Raw genomic sequence first — 12,173 nt, 5'->3', positions numbered from 1 at the left:
AGCGGACTAACTGGCCGAGAATCTCTCCATTGCCGCATTGACGGCACTGGGCGCCTCCCAAGGTACGAAATGCCCGCAATTACGCACTTGCTCGATGGTTAGATCGTCAATGAGCTCGTCGAGCCCTTCGAGATTTTCCGCAGGCAAAGCCAAGTCGTCCATTGCCCAAATCACCAGTGTCGGGATCGTCAATTGCGGTAGGACCGGTCCGGTGTAGTCCGATGGTACTGCGAAGGGTTCGTCCATGGTCGGTACAGTAATCGGGCTGGCGCGGTAATAATTGATCATCCCAAAGGCGGCATCGCGGTTTTGCCAATCGCGCAGCAAAGCCTCGCGTTCTTCTGGCTCCATCGCGGCTGGGCGGTCCCATTTCACCTCTTGTAGCATCAGGCCGGTCAGGCCTTGATCCTTGATCAGCGCGTCATTCGCGCTGTCCTTAAACCCGCGAATGTACTGGCTTGCCTCGCGCTGACCTGGATGGGTGTAGAGCAATTTCTGGAAGATCGAGGGGTGCGGGGCATTGGCAATCACCGCGCGCTCTACCCGCATATGTTGGCCGCCCAATGCGACGCCCCAGGCAATCGCGCCGCCCCAATCATGGCCAACGATCGTGAATTTCGGAATGCTCAGCGCATCAGCGAGTAAGAAGATGTCGCCGATCAGCTTATCCGGCGTGTAGGCATCGACCTCTTGTGGTTTAGATGAGCCGCGATAGCCGCGCTGATCGGGCGCAATGCAGCGGAAGCGATCTTTGAAATGCGCGATCTGATTGCGCCAGGTTCGGTGGCTTTCTGGAAATCCATGCAGGAAAATCAGGACTGGGGCACCGACAGGTCCTTCATCGACCACATCCAGATGAATGCCATTGGCGAGGTGCACACGTTTTTGTTCGATCGCGCTCAATCCTCTGCTTCCATTTTTTCCATATAGCCGCTGGCGACCATACCAGCGATCTGGTCGAATAGAGCATCGGGCGTGCGGCGCATCTCACCCATCGCCAGCTCTGCCCCTTGCGCAACGATGATCTCGCGCTCGCCGGCGGCAATTCCGTCGAGCATTGTGTTCGCTGCATCTTCAGCTGAAATGCCATTGTCGATCACATCATCGGAGCGGCCGCGTTTCGCGCCATCAGCCGTCAGGGCGTTGCGCGCGACATTGGTGGCGACGGAGCCGGGATAGATCATGTGCACGTTGACGCCGGACTGCGACAGTTCGCCGCGCAATGCATCGCCATAGCCGGCGAGGCCAAATTTCACCGCGCTGTAGGCTGTGCGCATCGGCACACCGACTTTGCCCGCGATGGATGAGATAAAGGCGATGCCGCCGGAGCCTCGCTCGACCATGTGGCCGATCAGCCCTTGTGAGAATGCGATCTGCGCGGTGAGGTCTATATCTATGATATCGCGGTAGACCTGCATATCGGTGTTGAGCGCCCGGCTGCGCTGAGACACGCCAGCATTGGCAAATGCCAGGTCGACCCGGCCTTTCCAAGCAATTGCTTTGGTTGTGGCATCAGCAAGCGCGGCGTCATCGCGCACGTCAAAGGGCAGAAGTAATGTCTCGCCGCAATCCCTCGCGACCTCAGCCAACCGCGTTTCATCGCGGCCCGATAGGATCAAGTTTGCACCGCGCCGCGCCAACTCGCGCGACAGTGCGGCGCCAATCCCCGATGATGCGCCAGTGATCCAAACGGTTTTGCCGGTGTAGTCCATTCAATGCTCCCTCACGGGAAAGATGATTGAGTATCAGCAGGCTGGCAAGCCCTCACAGATGATTGCCATGCGAATGCTGAATTGCGCGCGCCAAGTGCGGAATTGAAAATTTTTTCCTACAGCTTACAGCGACCTGCAATTTTTAGGCGTGGCGGTTTGCGCCGCTTTTACGGAAAGTTGTTTAATGGCCATTTCGTTTCTTGTGGTTGATGATTTCCTGGAGAACCCGGATGGAATGCGTAAGCAAGCGCTAGGGCTCGAGTATCCTGAGTTGGAGGGGCCGTACGTAGGTCGTAACTCTAAAGAGCGCGCAGACTTGCCGGGTTTGGATCAGTATGTCTCGCAGCTCGTCGGTGAGAGGCTTAAGCCAGTCGATCCGCCCCAATCCCACGGCAAGTTTCGCGTCACTCTGGCAGAGCACGATGATGTGCCAGCGATTCATAATGATCTCTCGCAATGGTCGGGCATATTGTACTTAACCAAGGCAGAACACTGCCAAGGAGGAACTGAGTTTTTCCGGCATAAGAAAACGGGACTTGAGAGCACACCATTCAATGATGCGGCGGCGCATGCTGCAGGCTTTGCCTCGCAGGCAGATGCGATAAAGCAAACGATTGATGCCGATGCGTTGAACCATGATGCCTGGGAAAAGACTATGAAAATACCGATGCGTTACAATCGGTTATTGTTACTGCGTCCTTGGTTATTCCACACTTCCGGCAAAGGCTTTGGCACCTCGATCGAGAATGGCCGGTTGATCTACACGATGTTTTTTACACTTGGTTGAGTTCGAGCTGCTTTAGTCGAAGTTGCCGAGCCCGATCTGGATTACCTCGGCAATATTCTCTGGGTAGATCGCTTCGTGCCAGCCCTTAAGCTCACTCAATGTGAACCAGCGGTGCTGCGTCATCACTTTGCGCTCAAGATCCGTATGGCGGGATGTGTCGATTAGTTCGCTTTCGCTGTGCACTAGGAAATAGCGCTCATCCGCCCGAACGGGTTCGCTCTCAACGGTGATGAATTCCGGCTCGATCTGGGCGATTTGCGGGCCTGGGTTGGCGACTATTCCGGTCTCTTCCAGCAATTCGCGCTTTGCCGCCTCTTCAAAGCTCTCGCCAGCGTCGCATTCGCCGCCTGCGGTCACCCAGAATGGCGGCCGCTTTGCGACGTTGAACCGAAACATCAGGGCGCGACCCTGCGGGTTGAGAACAATAACCCTCGCCGCGCGCCGGATGCGCTTTTGGCCTGGATTACGCATGTGACCTAGTCCTCGTTCCGGCTTTCTTCGCGCAGTTTCAGACCAGCGGTCTGCAAAGGCGTGACGGCATTTTTGAATTGCCCCGGTGTCATCCGTGTGAATTTACGAAATTCGCGGTTGAGATGCGACTGATCGAAATAGCGCAATTCCGCCAGGTCTTTCTCGCTGGCATTGCCAAATCCGCGCATTGCGGCCGCCATGTCCAGGAACTTACTGCGCCTCAAAACGCCCTTCGGCGTCAGCCCAAATGCATCCTTGCAGCGGCGCTCAAGCTGGCGGATGGATATGCCAATTTCTTCAGCGGCCAGATCAATCCTGATCGTGCTGTCTCTGCGGGCAAACACCTCAAACTTGGCGAGCTGCGTGTCGACTTCTGGGTGCCCGTGCTCCTTGACCCGCTGCAAGACAATGGCCTCCATCGCGGCAACCTTCGCCTGATCATCGCTCGCAGCACTGATGCCGCGCTGTAATTGATTGGCCAAATCACCCCACTCCTCAGCCAAAGGCAGCAGCCGATCAAAATATTCAGGGTGGGGCTTGGCGAATAAAGCGCGCCATGCGCTGGGCCGAATGGCAAAGCCAACAACGTTGAAACTGCCCTTTACCCGGACCTTAAACGGTCCTGAATTGGCCCCGAACAGCAATGTGTCGCTTGGCCGCGACCATTCGCCGGGTGCAACCTCGCCAGACCAATCGCCTTCGACTAGACAGCGAACAAATGCAGTTTCTGCCAGCAGAAAATCCTCGATCACCATGGCATCGGGCAGTTGTGCTTGAAACACGTAAAATCGCCTGATGTAGGGCGCGACTGCGGCCGAAGGGTGATAGGTGCGAGACAGCAACATCAGTTGGCCTGACCATAAGCTCGCATCGTCTTTGCTCCCCAGCTTCCCTGTGCAATCGCGGCGATTGGCTCGCTCTAACTCTCCGGCGCGCTTGCCTTTATTGCAACAGCATGCACCCGTTCTCCGACAATGTCACCCAATGCAGCGATAACAGCGCGCTGCCGAGCTAGCCGGTTCATATCGGCAAACTGTGCTGCCTCAATCACAATGGTGAAGTGCGATTCGCCGCTGCCATCATCGCCAGCGTGCTCAGAGTGCTGTGCGCTGTCATTGATGATATCGAGCTTGCTTGGCGAAAAAGCCTTGGTCAACAGCTGTGACATTTCTTGGGCAATTGAGCCGTTCATCGCGTTCTCTCTCTTGGATTTAGGGTTCGCAGACCCCATGCTCTATTTTCATGCGCTCTGCCAAGTTTCATGGACGTCACGAAGACGCTGCACGCGATTGCGAAGCTCCGGGCTGCGAGGAGGCTGGCGAGTTTCGCGCGCCTGGCGGTCGCCCCAATGGCTTTGACGGGCCGGGGGAATGGCGCTGGATGTGTCTGGAACATGTGCGTCAGTTCAATTCGGGCTACGATTGGTTCGAAGGCATGAATGCAGAGGAAATTCTTGCAGCTCAATCGCCAGCGGCCGGTTGGAAGACCGAAAGCCCGAGTTTTAAGCCAACCGCCGGCATCGATGGCATGCCGCGCTGGGCTGATTTCGATGATCCCTTGGACGCGATCTCCGCGCGGGCCGCGGGGATAAAAGGGCGCGCCAGGCGGGATGCAGAGGCTGTTCCCACCGGCTTTGGCGGATCACGTTTCTCTGCGGAAGAGATCGGCGCGCTTGAGACCATGGGCCTGGGACGAGATACCGACCGACCGCGCCTGCGCCAGCGGTATTCGGAGCTGGTGCGTCGTTATCATCCAGACCGCAATGGCGGGGACCGCAAATACGAAGCACGCCTCGGCAAGGTGGTGGAGGCCTATCAATTGCTACGGAAAGCGCGCGCCCTTACTTAGCCGTTGCCAACCATAGCATTTCGAGTGCAATCTTGCGGGATCAAACCGGGGGCTGTTCGAAATGATGAGTGAGAAGACGAGTGCTTTGCTGGCAAAAGCGGGTTTTATCCCTCTGCCAGCCTGGTTGGGACTGTCAACATTGGCTGGCTTTCTTGCAGTTGGCTACGATCCAATTGCTTCGCACGTCAGTGTGATGACCTTGGAAGACAATTTGTCGCACACCTTGGCGAATATCGCCGCCTTGGCTGTTGGGCTTAGTTTGCTCGTCTTTGGAGCGGCCGTGTGGGCGATTTCGGGTAGGGTCTTCTCCGCCGGTGCCGCGTGCTGGATGATTTTTGGGGTCGCAATGATCAGCAATGGCATTTGGCCCATGGGTACCCCAATGCACGGCTTTTACGTGATCGGAATTTTCAACATCTTGGCGCCTGCGCTGTCTTTGCTTGATTTGCGATCGGCCGAATTGCGATCGAAACTATACGCCGTAACTGTGTTCGTCAGCTTGGCCGGAGTGACATACCTTTGGTTGTTGCTCACAGGCTTTGAGCCTGAAGGGTATTCGGGCCTCTTCCAGCGCTTCTTTGGGTCTATCAATTTGGTGTGGCCATTGCTGTTCGCATACTATCATCCTCGGCTCGGAAGCGAGATTGATAAATAGCATGTTGTGATGGCTTTGCGCCTCTCGGCAAGGTGGTGGAGACCTACCAATTGCTGCGAAAGAGCGTGCGCCTGAGCTGTGTTAGCGACCCCTGGTTAGGATCGGCTCGAATCCGCCATAAATGATCCTCGAACCATCAAATGGCATCTCGCCGGAGTGGCCTTCAAAACCTTCGCCTGCCATCATTGCTTGGTTGGCTTTCTCGAAGGTGGCCTTGTCCGGCCAGATTACCCAACCGGTGACGATTTTTTCTCCGTTAGGTGCCTTCACAGCCTTGCGAAAGTCGGTGGTTTTGCCGTCGGGAACATCAAGTTCCCAGGCTTCCATGACTTCCAATGCGCCGTGTTCCATCGACCAATTGGCCATGAACTCGGCAGCTTCGAGGTACTTTTCACGGTTTTCCTCAGGCACTGAGAGCGCTGCTACTGCTACGTACATTTCAATCCTCCCTCAAATCTGTCGGATCTCATATGACAGCAATTTGGCGATTTCGGGTCAGGTCTGCCGAAATGCCCAACGCAAGGTCCGGCCCATGCCCCAGGTTGCGGCCCGCGCAGGGATCGCGCTGAGGCCGGGCGCATTAAGCCCCAGCATGCTTCTGCCCCATGGCGGCAACATGGCCACCGCATCTCCGCCCAGCATGGCTTGGACGCCCGGCGGCGTGCCTTCAGGCTTCTGGTTGAGCACCAGGTTTGCGATCTCGCGAGCCTCTGGCGAAGGCCGCAAATCAACGCGAAGTTCGCGAAAAATCGCATCGGCCTCTGCCCGGGTTTCCGGGACTGGATCTGCGCCCAGAGCGCGGGCAATGACAGCAAACTGGCGGTAATACTCATCCTGCTCGCTGCGCGGCATATTCGGCTGCACATGGCGCATATATCCCGCCAGGAAGCTTTGCGCCTCGGCCACATGCACCCAAGCGAGCGTGCGCGGATCATTCGCGATGTAAGATGAGCCATCCGGCAGAGTTCCGATCACCTGCGCATGGATGCCATTGACTCGCTCAATCGCCGCCATTGCGCGGTCGCGGTGGCCAAAAGTCGTGACCGCGATGAACTTAGCCGTGCGGCGCAGGCGGCCATGCATATCCTCGCGAAAGTTCGAATGATCGAGCACGCCTTGGAGCGCGTGCGGATGGAGCATTTGCAGCAGAAGGCTGCGAATACCGCCGGTCATCATCCCAACCAGATCGGCATGGACCATGCGGATTGGGGTATCACGCTCAAACAAGGCCTCGTCTGATGGCGGCTCTGGCTTTTGTCCGGCGCTGGCATCGTTAAAGACATCGCGAACCTGCTGAACCAGTTTCAGTCGCAGTTTTTCGATTGGATCAGCCATTATGGGCAATGTAGTCAGTGTGTTGCCCGATTGCGAGTTCAAGTTGCACTTCAAATATCGCCGCCAATGCCCATTTTAGCGCCATGAGAATTAACGCAGAATTTGATGAAGCCGTGATGGTCCATACCGGCGACATGGAATGGGTGCCGTCGCCCATGGCCGGGGTCGATCGCATAATGCTGGACCGGATTGGCGATGAGGTTGCGCGCGCAACCAGCATTGTACGCTATGCTGCGGGCAGTCATTTCTCTGAGCACACCCATTCCGGCGGTGAGGAATTCATCGTCTTGGACGGCGTGTTTCAAGATGAGCATGGCGATTATCCTGCGGGCACCTATGTGCGCAATCCAATCGGCACGCACCACATCCCGCGCTCCGATCCGGGCTGCACTATCTTTGTGAAGCTGTGGCAATTCGCAAAGGACGATGCGGATCAATTCTCGCTGAATTTGAATGTCTTGGAGCTGTCATCGGATGACAATATTCAAGGCGTCAGCCGCGCGCAGATCGTCGATCGACCGCAAGAGGCGGTGTTCCTAGAGGCTTGGGAGCCGGGCATTGCGGCTGAATTGTCCGATGCCGGGGGCGCGGAGATCCTAATCTTGGAAGGTAAACTGATCCACGCGGGCGAAAGCTATCAGCGTCATGATTGGATCAGGCTGCCAGCGGGTAAAACCGCCGAATTCACAGCAGGCGCAGAGGGCGCACGGTTCTGGATGAAGTGCGGACATTTGAGCAAAATTACCATTCCGAGCCAATAATCTGCGCAAATTCCTGTGACCTAGTGAAATTAGCAGTGTGCAGCTTCTTGCAGCCGCGCCAATCGCGCTCTAACCGTTTGGCGCGATGAATTCTCCTGCAGACACCAGCTTCGACAGCGCCGGCAGTGCGCTTCCCCCTCAGCCCGACACGACGGTCGACGTGCGCGACGCATTCGGTATTGATGTCGATTGGCAAGTTCCCGCCTTCAGCGTGGCAGAGGCGCATGTGCCAGAGATCGACGAAAGCTATGTTTTCGATCCTGACACAACGCTAGCGATTCTTGCCGGATTTGAGCACAACCGCCGCGTGATGGTTCAGGGCTATCACGGCACTGGCAAGTCGACGCACATTGAGCAAGTGGCCGCGCGGCTCAATTGGCCCAGCATCCGTGTGAACTTGGACGCGCATATCAGCCGGATCGATTTGATTGGGCGCGATGCCATCGTGCTTAAAGACGGCTTGCAAGTCACAGAATTCAAAGAAGGCATCCTGCCTTGGGCGCTGCAACACCCGGTTGCGCTGACATTTGATGAATATGATGCGGGCCGCCCGGACGTAATGTTCGTAATCCAGCGTATTCTGGAATTTGATGGCCGCCTGACCCTGCTTGATCAGAACCGGGTGATCACGCCGAACCCCTATTTCCGTCTATTCGCGACAACCAACACGGTTGGCCTCGGTGATACCAGCGGGCTGTATCATGGGACGCAGGCGATCAACCAAGCGCAGATGGACCGGTGGAACATCGTGGTCGCGCTCAATTACCTGCCTGCTGAAACTGAGCAGAAGATCGTCAAATCGAAAACGCCAGAAACCGATGACGCGGTGATCGCGGATATGGTGAAGGTTGCAGATCTGACCCGCCAAGGTTTTATGAACGGCGATATCTCAACCGTCATGAGCCCGCGCACGGTCATCACTTGGGCGCAAAATGCCGAGATTTTTAAGAATCTCGGCTTTGCGTTCCGCCTCTCATTCCTCAACAAATGTGACGAGGCAGAGCGGGTGCTGGTGAGCGAATATTACCAGCGGGTGTTCAACGAAGATCTGCCAGAGGGCATCGCGAAGACCGGTTAGAGACATTTGTAGCTGGTTGGCTCGATAGCTTAGGCCTTGCCTGGTTCACAAAAAATGCTCGCAAGCGCTGTATTAATAGTGTAACACAGCGGGTATGTTTCGGCGGCAACGACCAGACGATGACGATGGCATAAGCCATAGGCCGGGAAACCGCCGAGAGGCGGGCTATTACTCGCTGCAAGATCCCTATGGCAGCGCGCTCGATGAATTCGACAATAAGTTTGACTGGGGACAGCACGGACAAAAACCGAAGCGCAGATGGCTGAAATGGCCCAGCCTGCCAAGCTGGAGACGCAGGTCAAAGCGCGATGGCGGCGGTGGTGTTGCGCCCGATATTGAACCCGGCAATTATCCCGCGCCGGCTATACCAGCGACCAAGTGGCAGAAACGCCGTAAATGGTTTGTGCGTGGCATTGCACTTTGCCTGCTCGGTTTCATTCTGATCGTTGGCTGGCTTGCGTTCACCGCGCCACTGTCAAAATCGCTTGAGCCAATTGCGCCGCCTCAGATCACTCTGCTTGCTAGCGATGGCACGCCGATAGCCCGCAGCGGAGCAGTGGTGGATGCGCCGGTGGAGGTTGAGAAGCTGCCCGAACATGTGGTCGGTGCGTTCCTATCGATCGAGGATCGGCGGTTTTATTCGCATTGGGGGATCGATCCGCGCGGCATTGCGCGGGCGGCGTGGTCAAACCTGTCCGGCGGCCCCCGGCAGGGCGGCAGCACTATCACTCAGCAGCTAGCGAAATTCACCTTCCTCACGCCAGAGCAGAGCATGACGCGCAAGGCCCGCGAGGCGTTGATCGCTCTGTGGCTGGAGACGTGGCTGACCAAGGACGAAATCCTGGAGCGGTATTTGTCCAACGCCTATTTCGGTGACAATCAGTACGGGCTTCGCGCGGCCAGCCTACATTACTTCTATCGCCATCCCGAAAACCTGAAGCCTGAGCAGGCGGCCATGCTCGCGGGGTTGTTGAAGGCCCCGAGCAGGCTCGCACCGACAAAGAACTATGACCTTGCGAAAGAGCGCATGGGCTTGGTGATCTCCTCCATGGTGGAAGAGGGCTATTTGACGGCGGAGGATGCCGCGAGCCTTCCTTCACCAAAGCTGGATGTGCGAGCCCGCAATAACCTGCCAACGGGCACATATTTTGCCGATTGGGCGCTGCCGATTGCACGCAAGAATGCAGAGGCGAGCTATGCCAAGCAGGCGCTCACGACGACCCTGGATGCGCGCCTTCAAGCGCTCGCGAGCCGGGTGGTTGGCCGGGCGAGGCTTGGTGAGGCGCAGGTTGCCTTGGTGGCGATGCGCCCCTCGGGCGAGGTTGTGGCGATGGTTGGCGGCAAGGATTATGCGAAGTCTCCATTTAACCGGGCGACGCAGGCGCGCAGGCAACCAGGCTCGACCTTTAAATTGTTCGTCTATCTTGCCGCACTTGAGGCTGGGTGGCAGCCGGACGACACCATTCCGAACACGGCCATCGAACAAGGCAGCTATCGCCCCAAAAACTCCGGCGAGAAATATTCTGACGAACTGACCCTGGAGCAGGCATTCGCAAGCTCCAGCAATGTCGCTACAGTTCGCCTTTTCCAGGCGATTGGCAGCGAGCAAGTGATCGCAACCGCGCGCTCACTGGGGGTCGAATCCAGCCTACCCGTGGGCGATCCCAGCCTCGCGCTCGGCACGTCATCCATGACCTTGCTTGAACTCACCTCCGCCTATGCAGGCCTCGCCGGCAATACCTTCCCGATTGAACCCCATGCATTTGAGGAAGAGGAGGAAGGCTGGCTCGATTGGTTGACCTCTGGCGAGGACAGCCTGTCGGAGCGCACGCACGAAAACATTGAACAAATGCTGCGCGCCGCGATCAATAGCGGGACGGGCCGAGCGGCCACTTTGCCCATTGCGAATTACGGCAAAACCGGCACGACCCAGAATTATCGCGACGCTTTGTTCGTCGGCTATGCTGGCGATCTTGTGGTCGGCGTGTGGGTCGGCAATGATGACAATTCCTCGCTTGGCGGCGTGACGGGCGGGGGAACACCAGCGCGTATCTGGCGCGATTTTATGCGCGGCGCCTTGTCGCTTGCTCCGCCGAAACCCACCAGCGCGCCTGATCCAGAGGGGCCTGTGCAGCCGCTTGATATCGGCGAAGGCGAGACAATCGTGATCGATGAAAACGGCTCAGAAATCAGCTTTGACGAGGAAGGGATTACCTTCTCAACCGAAGTGGAAGGCGTTCCGTTGGAGCTGAGGATTGACGAGGACGGACTCAATCTGGAGCCTGCGCCGCCCAGCCGTTAGCAGGCGCAGCAGGGTAATTTAGTCCCGCTCCGCCATCAGAATATTGAGGATTGCGGTGGCAATCGGACGCTCCCGATCATCTTGCCAGGCCTCAACCGCAATATTGGCATTGCGCCGCCCAAGCCGAGTGATCCGCCCCATGGCGTAGGTCTGCTTTTGCTTGCCAGCCGCGAGATATTGCACGGTGATATTAACCGGTTTGAGCTGAGGGTTGCGGCCCTCGCGCACCAGCACCGTGCGCAAAGCCGCATAGCCAGCATTCTCGAGCAATCCGGCGGTTGCGCCGCCATGAAAGGCACCCGGTCGGCCCTCGATAACGGAGCTAAACCCAACCGTTAGAACCGGCATATCGCCTTCCAACCCATGGAGCGAAATACCCAAAGCACGGGCATAGGGTGGCAGTGTCAGATCAACCGCCGGATCGGATTGTGTGTCACTCATCGCCGGTCCCCGCAGAGCTGGCTGCATCTTTGCCCATTGGAACTTTGCCTTGGCGAGGATCGCGGTCAATGGTCATGAACACACCGGCGACATGTGCGACCGGATCATCTGGATCACCATCATGTGCAATCCCCCGCACGAATGCTGCCGATTTGGTCGTGCGATAGCATTCAACCCGGCCGATGACGGCAGCGCATTCCTTCGCTGGGCGCTGATAATCGACCCTCAGATCAAGCGTCGCAATCGGGGTGAAGTCACCCTTCGTCGTCCAGATGCTCATCCCGCTGGCCATGTCCATCAGGCTGACGATCGGGCCGGAGGCCAGAACGGCGCGATCCTCTTCGCCCAACAAGTCCTCTCGCCAGGGCAATTCCAGCTCCACCCAATTCTCACCGTGGGCGCGATAACGTAGCCCCAGCCAGCCTGAATGGCCGTGCTTGGTGAAAAATTTGGATGCCTGCGCAGGGTCAAATCGGGCTTTGGACGAGCTCATAGACAGACCTGTGTCGCGGCTGCTGCAACATTACAATGTTTTAATTTCAGCGAATCCTCCTGCCCGGTCATTCTTGATCTTGCACCGCGGCAATTCCGTTTCGGTGCAACCTTGGAGGGCAAAAATGGACCTTGCTAAAATTGATCTCGCTTCACTGCCAGGACTGGAAACCGCGAACGGCTTGTTCGGTTCGGCGATGCAATCAGGCGCGACATATGACGACCGGATCGTTGTCATCATGGTCTATCTCTATGACACCATCCCACCTGCTGCGATCGTCTAAGCAGGTA

The 12,173-nt window shown here is 57.1% G+C and carries 16 protein-coding genes; 7 read left to right on the top strand and 9 right to left on the bottom strand.

The features are described 5' to 3' along the window. Positions 1–6: 6 nt before the first annotated feature. Together AC0V6O_RS10880 and AC0V6O_RS10875 are read right to left on the bottom strand one after the other, a co-directional pair. The gene (locus tag AC0V6O_RS10880) at positions 7–894 is read right to left on the bottom strand and encodes an alpha/beta fold hydrolase (RefSeq protein ID WP_486145597.1); all 888 of its coding nucleotides are present in this window, start codon (positions 892–894) and stop codon (positions 7–9) included. 5 nt (positions 895–899) lie between these two features. Continuing rightward, positions 900–1,712 carry an SDR family NAD(P)-dependent oxidoreductase gene (locus AC0V6O_RS10875; RefSeq protein ID WP_486143940.1) on the bottom strand — a complete coding sequence of 271 codons (813 nt, stop codon included), beginning with the start codon at positions 1,710–1,712 and terminating at the stop codon, positions 900–902. A 184-nt stretch (positions 1,713–1,896) separates the two neighbouring features. Here AC0V6O_RS10875 and AC0V6O_RS10870 point away from each other — a divergent pair, with 184 nt between their 5' ends. Beyond that, the gene (locus AC0V6O_RS10870) at positions 1,897–2,499 is read left to right on the top strand and encodes a DUF6445 family protein (RefSeq protein WP_486143938.1); all 603 of its coding nucleotides are present in this window, start codon (positions 1,897–1,899) and stop codon (positions 2,497–2,499) included. A 12-nt stretch (positions 2,500–2,511) separates the two neighbouring features. On the opposite strand, the gene AC0V6O_RS10865 is transcribed toward AC0V6O_RS10870, so the two are convergent. The 3 genes from AC0V6O_RS10865 to AC0V6O_RS10855 form a co-directional block, all read right to left on the bottom strand. Beyond that, positions 2,512–2,970, bottom strand: coding sequence for an NUDIX hydrolase (locus tag AC0V6O_RS10865; protein WP_486143936.1), 459 nt, complete (start codon positions 2,968–2,970; stop codon positions 2,512–2,514). A gap of 5 nt (positions 2,971–2,975) precedes the next feature. Then, positions 2,976–3,815: a helix-turn-helix domain-containing protein gene (locus AC0V6O_RS10860; RefSeq protein ID WP_486143934.1), complete on the bottom strand. Its 840-nt coding sequence runs from the start codon at positions 3,813–3,815 to the stop codon at positions 2,976–2,978. A gap of 74 nt (positions 3,816–3,889) precedes the next feature. Then, entirely contained in the window at positions 3,890–4,162 is a 273-nt protein-coding gene (locus AC0V6O_RS10855) for a BolA family protein (RefSeq protein WP_486143932.1), read from the bottom strand. Between the two features lie 50 nt (positions 4,163–4,212). On the opposite strand from AC0V6O_RS10855, the gene AC0V6O_RS10850 reads away from it, so the two are divergent. Both AC0V6O_RS10850 and AC0V6O_RS10845 read left to right on the top strand, forming a co-directional pair. Continuing rightward, on the top strand, positions 4,213–4,818 hold the full coding sequence (locus tag AC0V6O_RS10850) for a J domain-containing protein (protein WP_486143930.1): 606 nt from the start codon (positions 4,213–4,215) through the stop codon (positions 4,816–4,818). 61 nt (positions 4,819–4,879) lie between these two features. Next, entirely contained in the window at positions 4,880–5,473 is a 594-nt protein-coding gene (locus AC0V6O_RS10845) for a DUF998 domain-containing protein (protein WP_472639288.1), read from the top strand. Between the two features lie 81 nt (positions 5,474–5,554). Here the strand turns inward: AC0V6O_RS10845 and AC0V6O_RS10840 are convergent, their stop codons facing one another. Further along, positions 5,555–5,911, bottom strand: coding sequence for a DUF1428 domain-containing protein (locus AC0V6O_RS10840; protein ID WP_472639287.1), 357 nt, complete (start codon positions 5,909–5,911; stop codon positions 5,555–5,557). A gap of 57 nt (positions 5,912–5,968) precedes the next feature. Further along, positions 5,969–6,808, bottom strand: coding sequence for an oxygenase MpaB family protein (locus AC0V6O_RS10835; RefSeq protein ID WP_486143927.1), 840 nt, complete (start codon positions 6,806–6,808; stop codon positions 5,969–5,971). A gap of 83 nt (positions 6,809–6,891) precedes the next feature. On the opposite strand from AC0V6O_RS10835, the gene AC0V6O_RS10830 reads away from it, so the two are divergent. The 3 genes from AC0V6O_RS10830 to AC0V6O_RS10820 all read left to right on the top strand — a co-directional run bounded on the left by AC0V6O_RS10830 (position 6,892) and on the right by AC0V6O_RS10820 (position 10,949). Continuing rightward, a complete protein-coding gene (locus AC0V6O_RS10830; RefSeq protein ID WP_486143925.1) occupies positions 6,892–7,569 on the top strand; it encodes a cupin domain-containing protein in 678 nt (225 codons plus the stop codon). 85 nt (positions 7,570–7,654) lie between these two features. Next, positions 7,655–8,647 (top strand): cobaltochelatase subunit CobS, encoded by a 993-nt coding sequence (cobS, locus tag AC0V6O_RS10825; protein ID WP_486143923.1) that lies wholly within the window; start codon positions 7,655–7,657, stop codon positions 8,645–8,647. Positions 8,648–8,741: 94 nt separating this feature from the next. Beyond that, positions 8,742–10,949: a transglycosylase domain-containing protein gene (locus AC0V6O_RS10820; protein ID WP_486143921.1), complete on the top strand. Its 2,208-nt coding sequence runs from the start codon at positions 8,742–8,744 to the stop codon at positions 10,947–10,949. 18 nt (positions 10,950–10,967) lie between these two features. Here the strand turns inward: AC0V6O_RS10820 and AC0V6O_RS10815 are convergent, their stop codons facing one another. Continuing rightward, the gene (locus AC0V6O_RS10815; protein WP_486143919.1) at positions 10,968–11,390 is read right to left on the bottom strand and encodes a PaaI family thioesterase; all 423 of its coding nucleotides are present in this window, start codon (positions 11,388–11,390) and stop codon (positions 10,968–10,970) included. Next, positions 11,383–11,883, bottom strand: a complete 501-nt coding sequence (locus AC0V6O_RS10810; RefSeq protein WP_486143917.1) for a PaaI family thioesterase — start codon at positions 11,881–11,883, stop codon at positions 11,383–11,385. Before AC0V6O_RS10810 ends, AC0V6O_RS10815 begins: the two co-directional genes overlap by 8 nt. A 124-nt stretch (positions 11,884–12,007) precedes the next feature. Here AC0V6O_RS10810 and AC0V6O_RS10805 point away from each other — a divergent pair, with 124 nt between their 5' ends. After that, entirely contained in the window at positions 12,008–12,166 is a 159-nt protein-coding gene (locus AC0V6O_RS10805) for a hypothetical protein (protein ID WP_472639280.1), read from the top strand. Positions 12,167–12,173: the final 7 nt, after the last annotated feature.

It is taken from the genome of Erythrobacter sp. JB2-19 (genome assembly GCF_057365005.1).
Note: the sequence above shows the minus strand (reverse complement) of the source record. Positions and strands in the feature narration are given on the sequence as shown.